General features: G+C 46.4%; 19 protein-coding genes, 1 tRNA gene and 1 pseudogene. 8 read left to right on the forward strand and 13 right to left on the reverse strand.

The window, feature by feature from the left end; translation table 11 throughout:
* Positions 1–20: 20 nt before the first annotated feature.
* Both ABLV11_RS18495 and ABLV11_RS18500 read right to left on the reverse strand, forming a co-directional pair.
* Entirely contained in the window at positions 21–764 is a 744-nt protein-coding gene (locus ABLV11_RS18495) for an ABC transporter ATP-binding protein (protein ID WP_004099303.1), read from the reverse strand.
* Positions 761–2,329 carry an ABC transporter permease gene (locus ABLV11_RS18500; RefSeq protein WP_126488561.1) on the reverse strand — a complete coding sequence of 523 codons (1,569 nt, stop codon included), beginning with the start codon at positions 2,327–2,329 and terminating at the stop codon, positions 761–763. Before ABLV11_RS18500 ends, ABLV11_RS18495 begins: the two co-directional genes overlap by 4 nt.
* A gap of 222 nt (positions 2,330–2,551) precedes the next feature.
* On the opposite strand from ABLV11_RS18500, the gene ABLV11_RS18505 reads away from it, so the two are divergent.
* Positions 2,552–3,619, forward strand: a complete 1,068-nt coding sequence (locus ABLV11_RS18505) for an ABC transporter substrate-binding protein (RefSeq protein WP_126488559.1) — start codon at positions 2,552–2,554, stop codon at positions 3,617–3,619.
* Here ABLV11_RS18505 and ABLV11_RS18510 read toward each other — a convergent pair.
* Complete coding sequence (locus ABLV11_RS18510) at positions 3,616–4,560, reverse strand: LysR family transcriptional regulator (protein ID WP_126488557.1); 945 nt, start codon at positions 4,558–4,560, stop codon at positions 3,616–3,618. The two genes, ABLV11_RS18505 and ABLV11_RS18510, sit on opposite strands and share 4 nt — an antisense overlap.
* A gap of 330 nt (positions 4,561–4,890) precedes the next feature.
* Between ABLV11_RS18510 and ABLV11_RS18515 the strand changes: the two genes are divergently transcribed.
* Positions 4,891–5,454, forward strand: coding sequence for an NlpC/P60 family protein (locus ABLV11_RS18515; protein WP_004099299.1), 564 nt, complete (start codon positions 4,891–4,893; stop codon positions 5,452–5,454).
* 62 nt (positions 5,455–5,516) lie between these two features.
* On the opposite strand, the gene phoE is transcribed toward ABLV11_RS18515, so the two are convergent.
* Positions 5,517–6,569 (reverse strand): phosphoporin PhoE, encoded by a 1,053-nt coding sequence (gene phoE / locus ABLV11_RS18520; protein WP_126488555.1) that lies wholly within the window; start codon positions 6,567–6,569, stop codon positions 5,517–5,519.
* Positions 6,570–6,859: 290 nt separating this feature from the next.
* Here phoE and proB point away from each other — a divergent pair, with 290 nt between their 5' ends.
* The 3 genes from proB to ABLV11_RS18535 all read left to right on the forward strand — a co-directional run bounded on the left by proB (position 6,860) and on the right by ABLV11_RS18535 (position 9,415).
* A complete protein-coding gene (gene proB / locus ABLV11_RS18525; RefSeq protein ID WP_126488553.1) occupies positions 6,860–7,963 on the forward strand; it encodes a glutamate 5-kinase in 1,104 nt (367 codons plus the stop codon).
* Positions 7,964–7,973: 10 nt separating this feature from the next.
* The gene (gene proA, locus ABLV11_RS18530) at positions 7,974–9,227 is read left to right on the forward strand and encodes a glutamate-5-semialdehyde dehydrogenase (protein WP_004099295.1); all 1,254 of its coding nucleotides are present in this window, start codon (positions 7,974–7,976) and stop codon (positions 9,225–9,227) included.
* 112 nt (positions 9,228–9,339) lie between these two features.
* Positions 9,340–9,415: transfer RNA gene (locus ABLV11_RS18535), tRNA-Thr, on the forward strand.
* 564 nt (positions 9,416–9,979) lie between these two features.
* On the opposite strand, the gene ABLV11_RS18540 is transcribed toward ABLV11_RS18535, so the two are convergent.
* The 3 genes from ABLV11_RS18540 to ABLV11_RS18550 are packed head-to-tail and all read right to left on the reverse strand — an operon-like array spanning position 9,980 to position 13,608.
* Entirely contained in the window at positions 9,980–11,920 is a 1,941-nt protein-coding gene (locus tag ABLV11_RS18540) for an AAA family ATPase (protein WP_126488551.1), read from the reverse strand.
* Positions 11,913–12,404 (reverse strand): hypothetical protein, encoded by a 492-nt coding sequence (locus tag ABLV11_RS18545; RefSeq protein WP_126488549.1) that lies wholly within the window; start codon positions 12,402–12,404, stop codon positions 11,913–11,915. The genes ABLV11_RS18540 and ABLV11_RS18545 overlap by 8 nt, the downstream gene beginning before the upstream one ends.
* A gap of 1 nt (position 12,405) precedes the next feature.
* Positions 12,406–13,608, reverse strand: coding sequence for an ABC-three component system protein (locus ABLV11_RS18550; RefSeq protein WP_126488547.1), 1,203 nt, complete (start codon positions 13,606–13,608; stop codon positions 12,406–12,408).
* Positions 13,609–13,805: 197 nt separating this feature from the next.
* Between ABLV11_RS18550 and ABLV11_RS18555 the strand changes: the two genes are divergently transcribed.
* Entirely contained in the window at positions 13,806–13,931 is a 126-nt protein-coding gene (locus ABLV11_RS18555) for a transposase (RefSeq protein WP_224250625.1), read from the forward strand.
* Between the two features lie 481 nt (positions 13,932–14,412).
* Here ABLV11_RS18555 and ABLV11_RS18560 read toward each other — a convergent pair whose 3' ends face one another.
* From ABLV11_RS18560 to ABLV11_RS18585, 6 genes and pseudogenes are all read right to left on the reverse strand, one after another.
* Positions 14,413–14,892 (reverse strand): hypothetical protein, encoded by a 480-nt coding sequence (locus tag ABLV11_RS18560; RefSeq protein WP_072011046.1) that lies wholly within the window; start codon positions 14,890–14,892, stop codon positions 14,413–14,415.
* A 350-nt stretch (positions 14,893–15,242) separates the two neighbouring features.
* Entirely contained in the window at positions 15,243–16,166 is a 924-nt protein-coding gene (locus ABLV11_RS18565; RefSeq protein ID WP_126488545.1) for a hypothetical protein, read from the reverse strand.
* A 141-nt stretch (positions 16,167–16,307) separates the two neighbouring features.
* Positions 16,308–17,279 carry a hypothetical protein gene (locus ABLV11_RS18570; RefSeq protein ID WP_224250624.1) on the reverse strand — a complete coding sequence of 324 codons (972 nt, stop codon included), beginning with the start codon at positions 17,277–17,279 and terminating at the stop codon, positions 16,308–16,310.
* A 266-nt stretch (positions 17,280–17,545) separates the two neighbouring features.
* On the reverse strand, positions 17,546–18,952 hold the full coding sequence (locus tag ABLV11_RS18575; protein ID WP_230138188.1) for a hypothetical protein: 1,407 nt from the start codon (positions 18,950–18,952) through the stop codon (positions 17,546–17,548).
* 135 nt (positions 18,953–19,087) lie between these two features.
* Positions 19,088–19,690 (reverse strand): site-specific integrase, encoded by a 603-nt coding sequence (locus ABLV11_RS18580; RefSeq protein WP_137273309.1) that lies wholly within the window; start codon positions 19,688–19,690, stop codon positions 19,088–19,090.
* A gap of 159 nt (positions 19,691–19,849) precedes the next feature.
* Positions 19,850–20,178, reverse strand: a pseudogene (locus ABLV11_RS18585) (transposase); the annotation flags it as partial.
* A gap of 224 nt (positions 20,179–20,402) precedes the next feature.
* Here ABLV11_RS18585 and ABLV11_RS18590 point away from each other — a divergent pair.
* Entirely contained in the window at positions 20,403–20,912 is a 510-nt protein-coding gene (locus ABLV11_RS18590; protein WP_224250631.1) for a hypothetical protein, read from the forward strand.
* Positions 20,913–21,337: 425 nt separating this feature from the next.
* Positions 21,338–22,573, forward strand: coding sequence for a hypothetical protein (locus ABLV11_RS18595; RefSeq protein WP_230138189.1), 1,236 nt, complete (start codon positions 21,338–21,340; stop codon positions 22,571–22,573).
* The last annotated feature ends 237 nt before the right edge of the window (positions 22,574–22,810 follow it).

A 22,810-nucleotide genomic window follows, 5' to 3' on the forward strand; every position in this document is an offset into this window, starting at 1 on the left:
TTGCTCCTTACATTAAAGAATCAGGCAGAAGTAATCAGATTGCGTATCTGGCGGCAGGCGGCGGTAAACGCGGCATCGTCGCGCTGGCGCGGATGGGGCAGCGCCAGGCTTACCACTTCCCGTATCCGCCCCGGACGCGGCGAGAGCACAACGACCCGGTCGGCCAGGGCGACGGCTTCTTCCACATCGTGCGTCACCAGCAGCGTGGTGGTTCCCGCGCGCTGATGTATCTGTAAAAGTTCCTGCTGCAGGGTATGGCGCGTCAGGGCATCCAGCGCGCCGAAAGGCTCATCGAGCATCAGAATCTGCGGACGGGCCACCAGGCCGCGGGCAATGGCGACCCGCTGGGCCATACCGCCGGAGAGCTGCGCGGGCAGCGCGTTGGCGAATTCGCTGAGCTGCACGCGTTCCAGCATTTCCAGCGCCCGCTGGCGCTTCTCCGCCCGGCTGAGCTTTTCATCCGCCAGACCGAGCATCACGTTGTCGATCACCTTCAGCCACGGAAACAGGCGCGGCTCCTGAAATACGATGCCGCGCTCTTTGCCCACGCCGGTGACCGGCTCGCCGTTAATGCGAATTTCGCCCTGGGTCGCTGACTCCAGGCCTACCAGCATCCGCAGCAGCGTCGATTTACCGCAGCCGCTGCTGCCCACCAGCGCCACCAGTTCACCGGCGGCGATATCCAGGCTGAAATTCTGTAGCGCCGTTACCTGTTGCCAGGATTTACGCACGTGGCGAAAAGAGACCAGAGTTGAAGAGGTCATAGCTGCTCCTGTTGACGCCAGCGGGTGGCGCGCATTTCCAGTAAACGTCCGGCTTTATCCAGCGCCGCGCCGGTGATACCGACCAGCACCATGCCGCAGAGAATGGTGGGCATATCCAGCAGCTGCTGGGCGTTGATCATCAGGCTGCCGATGCCGACGCCGGAGGACATGAAATATTCCGCGCCGATATTGCCAAGCCAGGCGTAAATCAGCGCCAGCCGTAGACCGGCGAAGATCCCCGGCGCCGCGCCGGGAAGAATAACCCTGCGCAGGCGCGCTAATTCGCCCAGGCGCAGTACCCTGGCCACTTCATCGAGCTGCGGGTTACGCTGCAGCACGGCCTGCAGCGTGCTGAAGAACATCGGAAAGAACGACGCCAGCGCGATAAAGACGATTTTGCCGCCGTTATCGTTGCCCACCCATGCGGTCAGCAGCGGTAGCCAGGCAAACAGGGCGATATGGCGCAACACGTTTAACGTGGGCGTGAAGATTTGCCCGGCGCGCGGGCGCAGCGCCAGCAGCAGTCCGCAGAGCAGGCCGCCCGTAATCCCCAGCGCGCCGCCGACAAAGGCCCGTCCGAGACTGGCCAACATCGCCGTAGTCAGCTCCCCGCTCAGGATGCCCTGAATAAAGCGCACCGCTACCGCCAGCGGCGATGAGAACAAGGCTTCATCAATCCAGCCTGACTGGCTGGCCAGTTGCCACAGCGCCAGCAGAACTAACGGCAGCTGCAGCGCCCGCCAGCTGGCCTGCGGTTTCCACGCCAGGCGTCCGGCGGCAGGCTGCGGCCAGAACACCAGCCGGGAACAGGCCCGGTTCGCCGCCCACTCCATCAGCATGCCGCTCAGGCCAACCACCGCAATGGTGACGAAGACGATATCCAGCTGAAACAGCTGACGACCCCAGACCATCAGGTAGCCAATACCTTCCGAAGAAGCCAGCAGTTCCACGACGATAAGCGACACCCAGGCCTGCGATAGCGCCAGACGCAGGCCGGTAAACCAGCCCGGCAGGCTTGCCGGGATCACCAGCCAGCGCAGCCGCTGCCAGCGGGAAAAATTCATTACTCTTGCGGCTTCGCTCAGGGTCAACGGCACGCCGGCCACCGCCTGCTGCGTATTAATGGTCATCGGTACTATGGTGGTTTTGACGATCACCGCCAGCTTGAGGCCGTTATCGATCCCGAACAGCACCATAAACAGCGGGATCCAGCCGAGCGTCGGGATTTGCGCCAGCGCGTAAAACAGCGGTTCCACCCGCTGCGCGGCGGCCGGCACCAGGCCGAACAGCGCCCCGAGCAGCGTGCCTGCGATGGCGCCCAGCAGCAGGCCAAGCGCCAGATGCTGAAGGCTGAATCCCCACTGCGCCAGTAGATCGCCGCTCAGCAGCGACAGGGCGGTATCGGCAACTACCGACGGCGCGGGCAAAATTTGCTCCGGCATCCATCCCTCGCGAGCGGCCATGTACCACAGCAGCAGCAGTAACGCAGGCAGCAGCCACGGCCAGCCGTTAAGCCTGAACCCCGGACTGCCGGGAGCATCCGTTCTTAAGATCATCTGCGACATTTCGGTCCACTTTTCAGTCAGTCATGTCGCTATCAAAACGTGCCTCACGCTTCGCCGCCATTGCGTAAGGCGAATAATCCCGATGCATCAAATGCATTTCAGCCTGGCGGGCACGCGGCTTCTGATTTAGCTTTTTTTCGGCAATGCTTGGCGAATAAAAGCATTTAACACGTTGCCCGTCGGCTCTTTAGGGTGAGAAAAAACTCAAGGGAGCAACACGTTATGATGAAAGCAATATTCAACCGCACCTTGCTGGCGCTGGTCGCGGTCATCAGCCTGGCGTCCAGCGTCCAGGCCGAAACGCTACGCACTATCCGCATCGGCGTGCCGGACCAGAGCGCGGGCAGTAAACCCTTTATTGAGGGGCCGGTCGGCATGGCGTTTATCCGCCATCAGCTGGAAGAGGTGTTTAAGCCGCAGGGCGTGGAAGTGCAGTGGCAGTTTTTCAAAGGCGCCGGTCCGGCAGTAAATGAAGCGTTAGCCAACCGCCAGCTGGATTTTGTCTACCTCGGCGATCTGGCGGCGATTATCGGTAAGGCCAACGGGCTGCCGACGCGCCTGCTGCTGGGCAGCCGGGGTTCGGAATCTTACCTCGCGGTGACCAAAGCTTCCGGGATTAAAACCCTCGCCGATCTGAAAGGCAAACGGGTGGCGGTTTATCGCGGCACGGCGGATCAGCTGGCCTTTGACCGGGCGCTGCAAACCGTCGGCCTCAACGAGCGCAGCCTGCAGGTGATCAACCTCGACTGGAACGCCGGCAAAGCGGCGCTGGCGGCCGGTCGCGTCGATGCGGTGTGGGGCGGCGTTTCGCTGCTGGCGCTACGCGGCGATAAGATTGATGTGGTCGTCAAAAGCGGTGACTCCGGCCGCCAGAACACCACTCAGGCCGGGTTCCTCGGCACGCAGACGTTTATAGACGCCTGGCCGCAGGCGACCCAGCAGATCGTTAACGTGTTGGTGAAGAACGCCGCTGAAATCAGTGACCCGGCCAATCGCGACGCCTGGTCCGCCGAGATGGCGCAGCAGAGCCAGATCCCGCAGGCGCTGTTTCTCGAAGAGCTGCAGCCGCAGGATCTGAACTTTACCACCTCGCCGCGCATCGACCCGTTCCTGACCGCCAGCTTTAGCAGCAGCGTCGAGCAGGCTCACTCGGGCCGCCTGATCCGCAGCGCTTTCGACGTCAGCCAGTGGGTGGACGGCCAGTTTGTCGAGCGGGCGCTGAAAGCCCGGCAGCTGGAAAATCGCTGGCCGCAGTACGATGCCGAAGGCCAGGCGAAAAACGCCGGTTAACTCCCCTCCTCCTGGGCCAGCAGCTGCAGCTGATGCTGACGATCGGTATGGAGGATCATCTCAATCAGCTTCGCAACCAGCGGCGGCTGAGCCGCATGAACCGGAGAGATAATGGCAAACCGGGTCTGCATCAGCCGCCACTCTTCAGGCAGATCGCTGAGCTCCAGCTTAACCAGCCGATGGCTGTGCTGGCATAGCGCGAAGCCATCCTCGCTGGCGAAGCTAATCGCATTGGTTCGCGCCAGGGTCGAAAGCAGCGCGTAGATATGGTCGCACTGAATCGCCGGCGTGAAGTCCTGCTGCTGGCTGAGGGTCGCCAGCACCTTGCGCACGCCCGGCGGCAGATAGGGTGCCGCAAAGGGGTAACGCAGCATTGCCTGAATAGAGACCGGACCCTGTTTTGCCAGCGGATGCCCGGCATGGCAGACGAAAAAGCAGCGCTGCGGGCTGAGTGGCTGAACGCGCAGCTGCGGGTCGAGCTCGGCCTGCCAGCTGTCGGCGACGACAAAAGGATAGCTCTGGGAGGTGAGCGCCTGATGCAGAGCCAGCCAGTTATCAATCTGAAAGCGCACCCTCGCCTGCGGCAAAAGACGATGAAACTCGCCGATGGCAGCCGGAATCAGCCTCGCGGCGGGGGCCGGGCCGCAGCCAAAGGCGACCTCGCCGGTTTGCGCATCGTCCGCTTCGCGCAGCTGGCTGCTGAGCTCGACGTTAAGTTCCTGAAAACGGCGGGCGTAGGGCAGCAGCTTTTGCCCATGCAGAGTGAGCGTCGGTAGCTTGCTCTGCCGGTCAAATAAAGGATGCCCGACGCTCTGCTCCAGCGCCTGGATGCTGCGGCTGAATGCCGACTGCGACAGGCACACCGCCTCGGCCGCGCGATTAAAACTGCCGTACTCAACGAGCGCCACAAAGTTGCGCAGTTGGCGAAAATCCAGATGCATTAGCCCGCCCCACTCTCTCTTTTATCCCTCAAAAGTACTGGAGGGGAGCCTGGCGGCGCAATGGCGGGATGATGAGGATCTTTCACCTTGAAGTGAATCTGCCCGGTTGCGTCACACGCGAATATTTGTGAAATATTGTTTCACGGAGAAAAAATTTATTAATACGATAAGTTCAGGTTGGCGTTAAATAATGCGCGTTATTTTTCACTGCACGATCCTGCCCCTATTAATTACGTAAGGTTTCGTAAATTTTGCGTTTGGTCATTCTGAGGCCGTAGCGAATCGGCTATAAAATATCACGGCCCGTTTTCAGTGACGAAAAACAATGATATGAAGCCCAGACTCTCTCACGCGCTACTGTTTGTTCCTTTTTTGCTTTTGGCAGGATGTTCATCCTCATCGAAACCGCATAAAACCGCCGCCCAGAGTAGTCACTCGACCATCGACGGAGGTTCAGACGATCTGATCCCGGTGATCGCCGCGCTGCACGATCAAATGCATACCTGGGAGGGAACGCCCTACGAATGGGGCGGGACGGAGCAAAGCGGCGTCGACTGCTCCGGGTTTGTCTGGCGCACGCTCAAAGATCGCTTCAACCTGCCGATGGAGCGCATTACGACGCGCGAGCTTCTGCATATGGGCGAGCGCGTGAGCCCGCGGCAGCTGCGGCCGGGAGATTTAGTCTTCTTCCGTATTAAAGGCGGCATGCACGTCGGTTTCTATGATACCGACCGTAATTTTCTTCATGCCTCCACCAGCCAGGGCGTGATGCGCTCTTCGCTGGATAATCCATACTGGCAATCGGTATTCTACCAGGCTCGCCGCCTGCCGAAGGAATATAACGCCCAGATAACCATGAATAACGATAATCTGCATCTGGCAAAAAATCGTTAATCACTCATAACAAAGCCGCCCTGTCACCACGGCGGCTTTGTTGTCTGTTAGCTGTTAACTTATCAGAACTGATAGGTCATACCGACAGCAACGATATCATCATCGTTAATGCCGAGCTTATTATCGCTCTTCAGCTGGTTGATTTTGTAATCCACAAAGGCATTCATATTTTTGTTGAAGTAATACGTCACGCCAACGTCAATATAGTTGACCAGATCTTCGCTGCCTACGCCCTCAATATCCTTGCCTTTTGACAGCACGTAGCCCAGGGACGGACGCAGCCCGAAATCGAACTGGTACTGCGCCACGGCTTCGAAGTTCTGCGCTTTATTGGCAAAACCGCCGCTGGTTGGCGTCATTTTGCGGGTTTCTGAGTACATGGTCGCCAGGTAAATATTGTTGGCGTCATATTTCAGGCCGGTTGCCCAGGCTTCCGCTTTTTTACCCGTACCGCGAGACAGCAGGTTCTGGTCGTTCGTGCGATCGGAGCTGGTATAGGCCGCGCTGACGGCGAAGTCGCTGCCGCCGAAGTCGTAGCTTAGGGCGGTGCCGAAACCGTCGCCGTTCTGTTTCTTCGCGTCGCGACCTTCATTTTTGCCCTGATATTGCAGGGTCAGATTCAGGCCATCTACCACGCCGAAGAAATCGGTGTTGCGCCAGGTGGCCAGGCCGCTGGCGCGTTTGGTCATAAAGTTATCGGTCTGCGCGGAAGAGTCGCCGCCGAATTCCGGGAACATATCGGTCCAGGCTTCGACGTCGTACAGCGCGCCGAGGTTACGACCATAGTCGAATGAGCCGTAGTTTTTCACTTTCACCCCGGCGAACGCCAGACGCGTTTTCTGCGTGGAGTCGCTTTCGGTTTTGTTGCCGGAGAACTCCGATTCCCAACGGCCGTAGCCGGTCAGATCGTCGTTAATCTGCGTTTCACCTTTAATGCCGAAACGAACGTAAGTCTGATCGCCATCTTTGCTGTCATAGTCGCTCATATAGTGCATCGCTTTGACTTTGCCGTAGACGTCCAGTTTATTACCGTTTTTATTATAAACTTCTGCCGCCTGGGTAGCCGAAGAAGCAATAAGACCCATCATCATTAATGCCAGTGAGCTCTTTTTCATTATTCAGTCCTGGTAATTTATTTATACGCGCTAATCAATTCCGGGCGGAAGCCCTGTCAAAAACTGCAGGTTTTTTAACGCTCTAATATTAAAAATTTATGACAACATGGAACTTTTACTTAAAAAGAGTATTAAATTATTTCCGTCATGAATGTGTCATATTTTCTCGCCAGAATGCCCGATCCGCGCAATGAAGTGGTTCGTCCACCACGCCAGGTGTTGGCAAGCGGGCTCACTCCTGTTACAACATCAACTCGATATCGAAACTCCTTTTTGAACGGCAGAGAATCATGAGTGATAGCCAGACGCTGGTGGTAAAACTGGGCACCAGTGTTTTAACGGGCGGATCCCGCCGCCTGAACCGCGCCCATATCGTTGAATTAGTGCGTCAGTGCGCGCAGCTGCACGCGATGGGTCATCGAATTGTGATCGTCACCTCCGGGGCGATAGCCGCCGGACGTGAGCACCTCGGTTACCCGGAACTGCCCGCGACCATTGCGTCGAAACAGCTGCTGGCAGCTGTCGGCCAGAGCCGTCTTATCCAGCTGTGGGAACAGCTTTTTTCTATTTATGGCATTCACGTTGGCCAGATGTTGCTGACCCGCGCCGATATGGAAGACCGCGAACGCTTCCTCAACGCCCGCGATACCCTGCGCGCGCTGCTGGATAACAATATCGTGCCGGTCATTAATGAAAATGACGCCGTGGCGACCGCTGAAATTAAAGTCGGCGATAACGATAATCTTTCGGCGCTGGCGGCAATTCTCGCGGGCGCCGATAAACTGCTGCTGCTGACCGATCAGCAGGGACTGTTCACCGCCGACCCGCGCAACAACCCGCAGGCCGAGCTGATTAAAGACGTTTACAGCATTGATGACGCCCTGCGCGCTATCGCGGGCGATAGCGTGTCGGGTTTAGGTACCGGTGGTATGGGCACCAAGCTGCAGGCCGCCGACGTCGCCTGCCGCGCGGGTATTGATACGATCATTGCCGCCGGTAGCCGCCCTGGCGTGATTGGCGACGTGATGGAGGGGGTTTCCGTAGGCACCCGCTTCCACGCCCAGGAGTCGCCGCTGGAAAACCGCAAACGCTGGATTTTCGGCGCACCGCCGGCGGGCGAAATTACCGTTGACGCCGGAGCGACCCAGGCAATTCTTGAACGCGGCAGTTCCCTGCTGCCGAAAGGGATTAAAACCATCACCGGCAACTTCTCGCGCGGCGAAGTGATCCGCATTCGCAGCCTTGAAGGCCGCGATATCGCCCACGGCGTCAGCCGCTATAACAGCGATGCGCTGCGCCGTATCGCCGGGCAGCACTCGCAGCAGATCGATGCCATTCTGGGCTATGAATATGGCCCGGTCGCCGTCCACCGTGACGACATGATTATCCGTTAAGGAGCTGAAAATGCTGGAACAAATGGGCATTGCTGCCAAAGCGGCCTCGTACAAACTCGCGCAGCTTTCAAGCCGCGAAAAAAACCAGGTGCTGGAAAAGATTGCCGACTATCTTGAAGCGCAGACCGACGCGATCCTGCGGGCTAACGCTGAGGATCTGGCTGAAGCGCGCGCTAACGGTTTGAGCGAGGCGCTGCTCGATCGCCTGGCGCTCAACCCGGCGCGCCTGAGCGGGATTGCTCACGATGTTCGTCAGGTCTGCAACCTGGCGGACCCGGTTGGTCAGGTGATCGACGGTGGCCTGCTGGACAGCGGCCTGCGCATTGAGCGCCGCCGCGTGCCGCTGGGCGTGGTAGGCGTGATTTACGAAGCGCGCCCGAACGTGACCGTCGACGTCGCCTCTCTATGCCTGAAAACCGGCAACGCGGCGATTCTGCGCGGCGGCAAAGAGACCTGGCGCACCAATGCCGCCACGGTGAAAGTGATTCAGCAGGCGCTGCAGGAGTGCGGCTTACCGGCAGCCACCGTCCAGGCGATTGAGAGTCCGGATCGGGCGCTGGTCGGCGAGATGCTGAAGATGGATAAGTATATCGATATGCTGATCCCGCGCGGCGGCGCAGGTTTACATAAGCTGTGCCGCGAACAGTCGACGATTCCGGTGATCACCGGCGGGATCGGCGTTTGCCATATTTATATCGACCACTCCGCTGACGTTGCCGAAGCGCTGAAAGTGATCGTTAACGCCAAAGTGCAGCGCCCGAGCGCCTGTAACTCGGTCGAAACGCTGCTGGTACATCAGGATATCGCCGAACGCTTCCTGCCCGCGCTGAGCAAGCAGATGGCGGAAAGCGGCGTCAGCCTGCACGCCGATGCGGCCTCCCTGCCCGCGCTGCAAAACGGCCCGGCCAGCGTAGAGCCGGTGAAAGCGGAGCAGTATGACAACGAGTACCTGTCGCTGGATCTGAACGTGAAGGTGGTGGCCGATCAGGATGAAGCGGTAGCGCATATTCGCGAGCACGGCACCCAGCATTCCGACGCCATCCTGACGCGCACCCTGGGCAACGCGAACCGCTTTATCAACGAGGTGGACTCCTCGGCAGTGTACGTCAACGCTTCTACCCGCTTTACCGACGGCGGCCAGTTCGGCCTCGGCGCGGAAGTGGCGGTCAGCACCCAGAAGCTGCACGCGCGCGGCCCGATGGGGCTGGAAGCCCTGACGACCTATAAGTGGATTGGTTTCGGCGACGATACCATTCGTGCTTAATGCTCATTGGGTGATGCAAAAGTAGCCGTTTGATTCACAAGGGCATTGACGCATCACCCACTTAGTTTTAACCTTCTATCCCGTGCTTACGCTCGTCAGCACGTCTTGCAGGGCCGATATAGCTCAGTTGGTAGAGCAGCGCATTCGTAATGCGAAGGTCGTAGGTTCGACTCCTATTATCGGCACCATCTTTTATAATAAAATCATCAAGTTATTATTGCATTGTTTTGCTTTGTTCAACACTAATGTGCAATTTTGCGCGTTGTAGATGTGGCAAAATTGTGGCAAGTACAGTGAGATTGTTTGTGGCTCAATGCAAGGGTATGCTAACGGCACGTGTTACCTTGTAGCTCCCGTCGATCTTGTCTTTTGAGCAATATTACTACTTTGATGGTTTCTGGTTACGGATGTTGTCAGTCCAGTTCGCAGCCAGCACGGTTTGACCTAAAGGATGTTATTACAATAACCTACGCAGGCATTCAAACACGTTTAGTCTGCCATTTAGGTTATTGCATTCACTTGACGACCCATTTGCATTTCACTTAGTCATATCTAACAAAAAAATGCATCCGATACCCTACTATTGACAGGCAGCTTTGAGCGAACAGCGGAAGTTCGCAGTTGATCTCGTAGCCAAACAGTCACGTTGCTAACATTGCGGCGTGTTAATCAACGGGGAGCAGGTCACAAGACCTAGCATCTACTTATGTACTAAATTAGTAGATGCTAGATATAAATGATTGGTACAGTAATTATTTATTCGACTTATAGTCGTTAATTAAACCATAATCATAGTTTGAGTCGTGCTTGCTGAAACGTTTTGCTATATGGAACTCATTTGGGTTATTTGCAGCAAACTCGGCAAGGTCGTTATCAACTATGAGGACTTGAAAAATACGTTGTTTCTTATTTGCCAATTTTTGTATTTTGAATAATTGCTCATATACTCGTTCATATATTTTTTGATCCGAAGCTATTTCATCACCGTTGGTATTGACTGTACGATAGCGGCCAATGTTATTGCCCGGGGTGTCGATCATCAGAAATGAAGGTATGTTTGAGTCATATAAAATAGAAAAGATCAGGAATGACATATATGTACTAAGAGATGTTATAGTCCTTACCCCTCCGGAGGTTAACTCTGTTAAAATTTTATCGCGTACAATATAATCTAGATTATCATTTACATGTGCATTACTTACATTTTGCAAAAGGCTATTTTCCATTAGCCATTGAAATATCTTACTTAACCTTGATACTATTATATCTTTACCTTCATTTTTTTCTTTAGCATCAATAAGCCTTACATTTAATACATCTATTGTTTTTTGCAGATTACTTTCCTGTGAAGCTAAGATTTCTATCTTATCTTGTATTATAATGTCTCGTTTCTTGATTTTATTCTCAGCAATCAAATCAGCTTTATGGTTTTCAAGGATTGATATGGTTTCGACTAATTCAGAAACTTGCCTTGCATAGCTATCGTCAAATGAATATTGTAATTCATGTATTTCATTTCTAGCTTGCTGGCAGGTCCTGATATTTAGTTCTAGCTTGAGTCTGGTTTTTTCTATATAATCACTGAGGCTCAATATTTTTTTGTTTAATGAGGATTTTTCAGCGTTCATATATTCTATAGATATTAAGCTATCTACTTCATCGGAATGTTGAATGTGTTTGCAAAGCGGGCACTTGATCTCAATATCAAGTGGAGCATGAAAATCTTCATGGAGCTTTAAAGATAGCGTAATTGAACTCTTTTCTTCATTATAACTATTTCTTAATTTAATGAAATTTGTTAGGTCATCATTCAAATTTGAAATAACTTCACTACAAGTAATGATTGTATCATTCAATTCTTTTAGTCTTTTTTCGACCAACTCTGTTGTCCCAGAAGCTGCATTATAGTCATTTTTAACCGCTTCTATTTTACTCTCTAAATCTGACAATTCATCTTCATTTGAATAGCTATCAAGGATGCCCTCGGAAATATTTTCGAATCCTATATTACGTAAGAATTTTAGTATATCCTGGCGTTCATTTCTCTTTGAATTTAATTCTTTTTGATTTTCTGCAAGTTCTGCCTCTATTTCGGAAATAAGCTCATTATGTATATTCAATAGAAACTTTAATATTTCTTTATTTTTTACATATCTGTATTTTTCACTCATATTCAGCATTGTATCTGACGCGATTTCTTTTTGTTTTAAATACAGGAACTTGAGAACATCCTTAAAGCCAACTCTATTAAGTGTTGAGTCCGTTTTACTTGGTGATATTTTTATTTTGGCTATAGGGAGACCCATTAGACCCATAATATAAAAAGCGATATACCCATCAGGAGCGTCTCCATCTAAATCGGGGGATAAGATCACTGATGGTCCTGCGGGATTAATTTTATTCTTGAATCCTTTAATATAGGCGCCTGGTTTAAAAAGGTATCTTTCAAATATGTACTTATCACCGTTAATAGTCACGCTTACACGTGCAGAATGTGCCTTTGTTTCTAGTTCGCTGTAAGAATCTAGATTTGAAGCTCCGAGACAATAGGCTATAATTCCTAAGATGCTACTTTTCCCACAATCAAGATCTCCCCATATTATATTTATACCTTCCTTGAAAAAAACCTCATACGATTTTGTAGCTCCTATAATTTCGAGCTTGTCTATAATGAGCGCGGGTGAGTTATTCATAAATCAATCCTATTAGCAAATTAAACAGTTCTCGGTCGCTTTTTTTTAAGCAAAATCGTATGAGATTGATGTTCTTCAACCATTTATCGGTCAAATGATATCCATCATAAAAAATCATGTCCTTATTTAAGCTAACATAAAGATCATGATTAATATTTTCGACATTTACTTGTTCTGAACTTGATAGCTTTAATATTGCATTACGAATGTAATCTCCCTCAAAAGCCTCACGGAGGTGTTCTTTATTATGATATGAAAAACCTTCCTCATAATTTTCATCATCTATCCCTACAGATACATCGTCATAATGTCGAAGTACTGAATATGTTAGACTATCACTCACAATAATAGCATTGAAAAAACATAATTTATTTATGGTTAATTGTTTGCGTTTTAATCTATTATATTGTAACTCTCTAATAATAAGACATAACCGTAACATATTTAGGTGCGGTTCTGATAAAACATCGCGATAAATTTTCATCCTAAGCCTCATAATGACTTTCTGGGATGTCTTTCTCACCCCAGTAAACCTTACTCTCTTTCTTGTTTGCTAATTGGTGTAACATGCCGATTTTTTCAAGAAAAGAAAAGTGTTTTAAGACTATTTTTAGTGCTGAGTCGTTGTTATCTTTTATTTCTTTATGAACCTTATAGACTAATTCAGAGCTAGTTATTTGTCCATTACGTCTTCTGTAATACTCTTGCTGATATAAAAATTTAATTTTATCATAAATATCTTCTAATTTTTTTGCTTCTTTCCTGTGTAGTCTGCATGCTACCTCTGCTCTAAAAAATGATTCCTTGGACGAATCAATAAGACCTACATCAACATCAGCTAGTATTAACTTTATAACAAAAATCTCTTTTTCATATGATGATAGCTGAGAAGCTTTGCTTTCTAATAATTTATCTTGGACTAACATAGAGTTCAGTTTATTTAAAATAAATCTTTTAATTATTATAAAGCTTGTTTTTGTAATATCTTCTGGTTTACATATGGATGTATGATCTTCATCATTTATTTCGTAACAAACGCTCTTGCTAATTCCGGCAGGAATGGCGCAATGCGGTGATACAACTTCGTCATCTAATGCTATTAAGTATAATGAGTCAGGATGGTGTTGGATATTTTTCATCCATTCAACGTCTAAATTCATAGTCTGTTCGTTTAAGGGTTCAAGTTCTTTGGCATGTTTATTTTTACTGAACTTGGTTAGTAATGCTTTGAGCGACCCATGGTGAGGAGTGGCTATAGAAATATAGCCAGTAATATTGTCTATGTTTCTATCTTCAATTCGTTTTAATATTAGTTTTTTGGCGACAAGCCCCCCTAGGCTGTGGCCAATCAAGATAATTTCATTGTGATCGATAAAACGGATCCGTAGCTCTGTTTCAAGGCCACTTGCTAGATGAGCAATTGTTTTATTTTTTCTATTCTTTCTATCACCCAATTTTTTGGAAAAAAATGGAATTTTACTTAACAGATTGCTACCATATTTTGCAACAATTCCATCCATAAATTCAATTAGCTTACTATAATAATTATATTCATAAAAATCACAATAATCTTCAATTTTCTTATCACTTGCCTTAAGTAGGTCTTTTAAAGAGTTACCATTGCTATGCACCCATGTTTCATCGTTGCCCGTTAAGCCATGTATGAGAACAACTGCTATCTTATTCATTTTAAGATTGTCCATTCACTGTATCATCATAAATCGTTTAGTAAGCTCCAGATATTACCAACAAACCTAAAAACTCATATCTGAAGAATTGATGGATTTCTAGCATAATTGATAATATTACACTTAAGAAGTGACCCTGCGCAATTCAGAAGCAGAATTCCGGCATGGTCTACACTCCCTGAACGGAGGTGATGCCGATGAAAACATCAAGATTCACTGAAGAGCCAATTGTCTTTGCCTTGACGCAGTCCGTACTGGGGACGTCCGTACGGGACATCAGTTCCGATGCCACGTTCTATTTCTGGCGCAACCTCCTGAGTTGAATCACATACGGCAGTTGGAAGAGGGAAATCTGCGGCTAAAGAAACTGTTGGCCGATCTGAGCCTCGATTAAGCTACGCAACTGGACGTGCTGGCAAAGAAGACCTGACGCTGGCACGCCTACGCGAATGACTCCGGGAGCTGCAGGCACGTTACGGTGCCAGCGAAAGGAAAATCCTTGCTATGCGGGTCAACCGTAGTTCGTTCAATTTAGGTATCGTTTGTGGCTGCTGACGACAGTGCGCTACGCCTTCGTATCAGGAAGATCATCGAAACCCGAGTCCATTATGGTTACTGTAGGGTTCACGTCATGCACAGGCGGGATGACCTGCTCCCCGGTAATCATAACAGAGTGTTTCTAGCTACTTCCGCTAATGGCACAGAGCGGAAGGGCTAACGGCCCGCCGTCAGTAAGTAACGGATGTTTGCAAGCACTCTTACTGCTGACAATGATCGCAGCCAAGATAAGATAAGGGGTGTCACTCAATCTATCCAAGGTACAGGTTCACCAATATAAGTGTGTGTGCAGCAACGGCAAGTCACCTTAACATCATTTCTCGTAATCGAAGGGTTTACCTGTTGCAGAACTCCATTCTCATCAACAAACAAACCCGGGTAAAAACTGCTTTCGCCAATGCAGACTAAATCCCTTCGCTGATGCTCATGTAGCGCGACCAACCAGAATACCGGCTCGGTGGTATCAAGACGTCCACATACTTCACTGAATATTTCATTCCACGGTTTGCCAATCTGTTTGATCAGAAAATAAAACAATGGTGTGTAGTCTCGGCCACGCTTCTGTCTACCATGCATTGTCTCGCGCTTTACCAGTAGCTCATCTCCGACTTTTTTGCGATTGCGTTCCCACCGATACTCAGCACCTGGATTATTAGAATGATGCAGCGTCGTTGTGTTGACGCTGCGATATAGTTTACGGGACTTATTCTGTTGATGAATACGCATAGCTCGATCTCATGCATCCTTTCATTTGTGGGTCAGTAGCCCCTTTTGAACCTGGATTCAATAGTGTGTGGTTGTATAAAAAACGGTCATACTTAAAGGCTGTCTCATTCTGCTCAAATATCGTCCTACTGACAACTACCAAAGGGCCGCTCCTGGCACGCAGCGGACATTGCTGGCTGAGTTGAGGGTCCGCTGTGAGCGATGAGCTGAAGTTCGTTCTTAGGTACATAATCCATATGCAAGAGGATCTCTAAAAGAGAATGGAGCGTCTAAGCGGGATACTTACATTATGAGTAATCTGACTTAAATGTGTTATTGAGTTAAAAAGCCCCCCCTCCTTTTTTCGCTTATTAGAAGTTATCTCTCAATACTTCATCATATCTTTCAATTAAAGTTAACTGCTTTTTGCTATCTTTGTAGCTATCAACCCACCTATCAACAGCTTCATCAAAGATGAATAGAAAGTCTGTGAAGTTGAAATATACGATTTCATCGTGGTACTGAGTCGGATGGCCTTTTTTGCAAATTGCAATACTCAGGCGGCGATGTTTTTTCTTTAAGACATCTCTGGAGTTGAGATTGGTCATATGTAACAGGGAGTTTCTCAACTGATAAACTTCATCAGATGTAATATCCAACTCACTAATTTCTGAATAATTATCAAGCCATTGCTGGAAGTTTCTTTTCACATCACCATATTCAAGGTAAGCAATAGTATCAATTAATGATACAAGCAGCTTAAAGCTCGATATATAATTTTTTTGATTAAAGAGTAGCTTAACAGGCTCCATGTGATCATCATTAATCAGTTTTTTGAGATGAAACTCTCCCCCCGTCAAATACTTATTAAGGTAGTCCGGTATATCAAGAACTCCCTCAATATGATAGTTAGGCGTATGCTCATTCCTTAATTGTTCGCCTACAGGGTGTTTAACATGATATTGTAATTTACCCTGAACAACCGGTGTAACAATCGTTAAGGGGTTAATGGGGGCTTTTACAGCCTCAAGAGCTAACTCAAATGGTGCGTAACTGATACCCACTCTCAAGTTGGTGTTGTACCTGGTAAGACTCAGTTTTTTGTCGTCATCGAGAACAGAAGGGTGAATGTCATGAAATGACCTACAAGAAGCTAAATCAGTGTCTAACTGCTTACTTAAAAATTCCAGTTTTTGATTATCGTCACCATCAAGTTCATGAGCAACGATTCCGCAATGTGTGATGTGAACACCATCTGGACAAAAGTAGAAGATGTTATAAATGGTTTCTTTCATTTCCTTTGGAACTCCTTTGCTGCGTAGACCTTATTATCTAAGCTAACCGGCAACGCCGGCTTGCTCTACTGGCCGCATAGCGTTCCGGGACATTCTACGGACATTACTAGCATAGCGGTGTATGAATCATTAGGGAGCAGGTCAGAGATCCTGAACCATTTCATCTAGTTCATCATCAGGTATTACATAACTCAGCTCTGGAAAGAGGCTTCGTAATCTTGCCGGTTTTATGTGAACTTGTGCAATCATCTCAAGAAATCGCCGTGTACTGTAAATTTTATCAGCGATTGCTGAACCATTACCATCATCATACCATGAACCTGTATCAACAATAGCGGTGCTAACAAGAGGTCTAATATCTTCAAAATCGCTAGCGCGTAAAGACACAGCGAATTTAAAGGGATAAGAGTCGCCTTGAGCTAAATAATCATCACCCCGTCCGTATTGACGTGTAATTTCGAGCGTTCCCCTAACCAAGAGATAAACATAATCTTCTGTAAGACTGAGAGGTTCTATCGATTCAACAATGCAAGCTTCTACAATCGTCTGTGACGATAGTATATCAACTTCATCAGGAGTATTATCTCTCGTAACCTCGTTTACATGGTCGCTGACCTCATCAATAATGGAATCAGTTAGTATTCGTTCCAGATCACCAAAGTTAGAAAATATCTTGTTGCAAAGCTCAATCAACAGTTTTGCTTTTTCAAAAAAATCCTTTGGCTGGCTTTCAAGCGACTCTGCAGTAATATGAGTGTAGTAATTCAATGACTGATAATTTTTGTTGAACCAGCCAATACCGTTATCCAGCTCCTGAAGTGCTGCAGCATCTAAGAGTCCATCAGGTATATGTTTTTGAGCAATGTATTTAGCCTGCTGTTTACGAGTTACTGTCGCATTGTTTCTATTGGGAGTGAACCATGGGGCAGCCATCACCCTTTCATCTGGAGCCATCCGTGACAGGACGTGGTTTATAAGCTCACGTATGGCGTAAGCGAAATTGCTAAACCTCAACGGATTGCCGTGAGAACAATAATTTCTGAGGCAAGCAATGAAGAGCTGTTCTTCGAAATCAGTATCCAGGTTCTCATGAAACTCCTTAATAAAGTCCATCTGAAGCATTCTTTTTAGTTTAATTTTCAAAACCCTTTCTAAAAAGTTTTCTATAAAAATACGATACCCAATTATAATCTAATGTTCGGCTTCTATCAACTGACCAGCTCCCAATAATTATTACAATGTTGATTTACCAACGTCCGCCCTTGGCACGCAGCGGACATTGCTGGCTGAGTTGAGGGTCCGCTGTGAGCGAGAAGCGGTAATAAAATTCTATTACCTAGATTTCATCGGATGAATGCCAACATAGTTTGAACTAGTAATCATTCATACAAACAAGGCTTAATAACTTCCATTATTTCCATTGAACTCATGTCATTAAGTTTTCTCAAAGCATTTTCATAAAAAGAAGATGCATACCTACTTAACGGTGATGAGCCACGAAAACGGTCACCTAAAGCCTCGAGAAACTTTTCTTTTCGTTCTTTAGATGGAGGATGTGTTCCCAGCTTAAAGTTTACTGGTAATATTCCATTTAGTTTCCCCTTCAATATTTCATTAGCCTCTTCGACGAAATGCATATGTTCGAAAAGTATTAATGCTGAGATGATGGATAAATCTCTAGACTTGATTACTTCAAAAGGAATTTTTTCATCCCCTCTTTTTTTTGAGCGATTCTCAGCATCGTAGAATTTCAGCAACATCATTTTAGCAGGTAGATAATCTGCTTCTAGTTCAAACTCTTTCAATTTATCAATAGCATCATCATTTTTTAATACTTCATGTTTTCTTTGTGGGTGCTTAAATAAATGATGCGATAATTCATGCATCATAATGAAATCAATCTGCTCTGCCGTAAGCTCATGAATTAATTGTGGACTATCTTCAAAACATATAGGATTAGGTGGAAATTTTAAAGGAGATATTTCAGTTGAAAAATACAACGCTCGGGGAATTAGGCAAGTTAACGCTCTAAGATAGCGTTTTGCACCAGCCATTGCTTCGGTGGAATGAAAATGAATCAGTATAGTATTAAAGTCGTCTAGAATAGGTTCAAGTGCATAATTCACCCTGATAAATCTCGTATTTTCATACACTAAAGAAGTTGCATTCATTCCTCTCTGTTTAACAGGGTAGAAAATTATATTATCTAATTCGGTTTTTCTTATGAAATGTTCGGGGATATGCATCATAATGCGTAATTGACTAAGCCTAGGCCAGTATGGCTGTAACACCATTGGTTCAGAAAATTTTTCTGACAATTCATGCGCTATATTTAAAGCCACATCGTTCTCAATGTGTCTGTAATAGCACATTTTGATGAGCGCTTCTTCATTTTCAGGTAAAGGAAAACTAGTAAACATAACAGTTCTTAATGCTTGAAAAATCAGCTCGTCTGGTGATATTGGTGCGGAATTAAACAGTTTTTCAATCACCATTTTTTGTCTATCAGTAACATTAGGTAATGAACGATAATCAAGAGTCATTAGTTGATCTAGATCTACTGCGATTTTTTTAACACCCTCCAATTCAATATTAAGGCTTTTAAGGTGTTGATGAGTGCAATACATCATGTAAAGAATTTGATTTTCATTTAATAATGGATGGCAAATTTTAAAATCACTACTCATATAGTTAGAGTATTTTTTGTTTATTGAATAAAGTGATTTTTTTGAAGAATATTTACCTTTAGAATTTCGTTTTTTTTTCTTGGTTTTGTTTCTCTTCATAATTAAACTCCTTTTTATCAATGTTAGATAAAATATATGATAGTCTGCAAACACACCAATCGAAGACTTTAGAATCAATATGATACCAGCAACGTCCGCTGTTGGCACAGGACTGCTGTTGCAGCCCTGGCAACCTTAGACTTCAATCGATTCAGAGATCTCTAACGCATCATCGACTTCAATGCCCAGATAACGGACTGTGCTTTCCAGTTTCTTATGACCCAACAGAAGTTGGATCACCCGGAGATTCTTGGTTTTCTTGTAGATCAGGTAAGGTTTTGTTCTTCTCATGGAATGTGTGCTGTAAAGCGAATCTTCGAGACCAAGCTTTTCTACCCACCCATGAAAGATTCGGTTGTATTGCCGGGTTGAAATGTGCCGGTTAGTTCCGACCCGAGAGCGAAACAAGAAGTCTTTATTGTGCAAATTGCTAAGCTTTATCAATGCAGCAACAGCTTCTCTTGTCCCTTTAGTTATCTCAAATTGCACAGGGCTACCGGTTTTCTGTTGCAACACCATTGCTCTGCTTGAAACGGAGCTACCATATGCAACATCAGAAACTTTTAGCTTAACCAGATCACAACCCCGAAGTTTACTGTCTAGGGCCATATTGAACAGGGCTAAATCGCGCGTTTTACCTTCCAGTTCAAGTCGGATTCGGATACCCCAGATATGAGATATCTGAAGTGGTCTTTTTTGGCCAATGATACGGTCTTTGTTCCACGGTGACGTGTTCATACTTAAATCTCCTGCAATGTGGGAGATTTGAGTATGGTTGTCCCTCATGAGCGAGTAGCGGAAGTTAGGGCTACAAGATGACTAATTAAGTTGCGGTAATTAAGTACAGGTTATGGACTTCCTGATCACGATGCCTTCTAACTCGTCAGTAGCTGGCTAAGAATTGATAACCAGGTAAGCAATTGTGTCTCTCGTGGAGCTTTTAAGCGGGATGCTAACGGATTTAACCCGCTTACTGACGCAGGAATAATCCGGACAGCGAAGCGGGAGATTCATCATGGTGGAAATGGCAAGTTCAGAATAACCTTGCGGGCCCCCCGCGAAGCAGTTTTTGGTTTGTCGTACCATGACTGAATGGTCGACTCATCAAGCCGGAATGTCAGTGAACCACGATTGACGAGCGCCTTGTTGTAGGTGTTCCAGTTGGTGATTTTTAGCTTTTTTTTGCCATGAGATACTGCTACAAGACCGTAATGTGGTGATCTGATCCTGATATCTGCCAAAAGTTCGATTTATTCAACATAGCCCTTTCCAGTTGTAATCCTTATACAAAAGTTCATCTTTGGCTATATCAGTCTTAAAAATCCCAGTATATTATTTGCCAAACAACACCGGTCTTATAAGGACATGTCATGCCCGTGCCCGGCTTAATCATTTGACTAAAATCTCAAAATGTATACTGAATAAACACTCTATCTAAAGGAAATTATCAGTGAAAGCATCCGATTGGATTCAACAAAACGTACGACACTCAGCACAACTTGAACCTAATACACTCGAAGCAGTATCCGACTTCACTCTTATGTGGTCGATTTTTGAGGCTTCAGAAGCTCATAATGAGAATGTTGTAGAGCAGATTGGGGTTCTTTCAAAGCGAGTCGCAAGGGATATGCCATCAGATGCGATCGACTCCCAGTTATCATATTGGTCTAAACGCTATATACATGAAAGCGGTGAACCAACAGAGCATTTCAATTACCTCTATTTTAGAGAACTTTCACAAACTGTGAAATCACTTAACGTACTAAGAAATGAAGAAACTTCTTTTGAAGATAAAATCGAAGTGTGCCTCTTAATTGTCTATAGGTATCGAAATAATTTATTTCACGGTATCAAAGATATCACGTTGCTAAATGCACAGGTAGAAAATCTTCGGAACGCAATAGAATTATTACAAATAATTATGCCATATAGCGGGAGATACCTTTTCCTCGGGGCCTAATTAGCTATATGAAGCAGTGGAGTCTATTTCAATTATAATCTAAATAGACTCACTTCCATAGGTGTTTTGAATTGGTCGATGGGTTTTGTTATGGCTGTCCAATATGAGCTAAGAGCAGATTGTGTGGTTCAATACAGAATCACGATCCTTTATTAAGATAAGATTCAGCGATAAAGAAGGTTTTTATATTTTAATTTATAAGAAGAATTTTTGTTGTGCGCCTATACAAATAATTAATTTTATAGTAATGAGTTTCTCAATGACTTATCAAAGTGAAAATCATTCTGGAATGAGGCTAAAAGCAACGCGGAATTAAAAAAGCTTTCATCTTTGAAATATTGAAGTATTTCCCTTTCTATATCACTAGACTGACAATAACTAAAGAGCTATAATGCAATTATTTCAAATTATTAAAGGGTGGGGGTATGAATAGCACGTTAAAAGAACTTGAGAGAAATTGCGCGCCAATAGATTTTATTGACCCATTGGCTCGATTGGTCTTAGATGATTTAGCTATGTGGGCAAATGATAATATATACTCAAAACAATCTGGGTGTTTAACTTATGAATTGCCTCTTGATGGAAACATCAATGCAGCGTGTACAAGTTATCATGACTCACGCTATCGAACCCATATTAAAATAAACCTGGGGATGGTTCAGGAAATCTACATCCAGTCATTTACCTATCCAGGTTACATTAAATATCTAGAAAGTGGAAATTGGCATTTCAACGCTCTTGATGAACCCTTTAGTGATGCTGAATTTTTATTCGAAGGTGGCATCCCTCCAAGAGTTAACGCGTCTGACACGGTCACTCATATGGTAGAGCTATACAAAAGCATTCCTAACAACAGCAATACCATGTGGACTGATGAAGAATTAATTTGCCGTTTTGCCATGTTCGAATTAATGATTGCGTGGATATTTTTTCATGAACTTGCGCATCACGTACAAGGGCACTACAAGATCAAAGGTGAAATAAAAGAATCGGCTACTTATTACGAATTAGATTACTCAAGCAACATTAATAATTCCAATCCTGAGGTAACTCCCAGCGTCATCCAAAAGAACATTGACCAGCATGCCCGAGAGATACTTGCAGACCTCGAAGGTATGTATTTAACACTCAGAATGATGGTGAGGAATGACACATTAACACCACCTAACACGTTTTTGCTTTTATATGTCCAAACCTCAATGTTTAATGTATTCTATAAATTATCTGAGGGAAAGTATGCGGAGTTAGATAGCGTTAAAGTTTCTCACCCCCACCCTGTAATTAGAAACAAATTTGTACACGCCCTGTATGTTTCTGTGATGAAATGGGAATTGGATAATGATATATACCAAGATTATCGTCACTCTGTTAGCCGAGGTCTTGAATATTATACTGTAAAGTCATCATTGTTAGCTGGAATGATATGGGCAATGAGACAACCTGATTACAGTCCAGATGTAATGCCCCAATTTCTTAAATTTAGTGATGAGACCGAGCATGCCACAGATTATAACTATCTCAGGGAATTGACCTTAAGCGCTGAAAGGCAATCATCTATCATATCACTCATGCATATCATCGATGATGACACAGATAATATTTTTAAATTAACAAAATTAGACAAGCTATTCACTCATTTTTTAAATGTTAATGAAGAATAAGATACGATGATTAGTGTTCAATTTCACCATGGATCTGAACACCTGTCATTTGTACAGGGCACTGTTACAGTCCTGACAACCCTAGAGTTCAATCAACTCATAGATCTCTAACTCATCACCGACTTAATGTCTATATAGCGGAATGAGCTTTCCATGTCAGATATAACAATGTCCGCTTCTGGCTGTGAGTTCAACCGATGGATGCAACACACTTATTGAACCGCTCTGCGGGTGATT

Origin of the sequence: Klebsiella sp. GW_Kp181 (assembly GCF_040062315.1) — a bacterium.
GTDB classification, from domain to species: domain Bacteria; phylum Pseudomonadota; class Gammaproteobacteria; order Enterobacterales; family Enterobacteriaceae; genus Klebsiella; species Klebsiella oxytoca.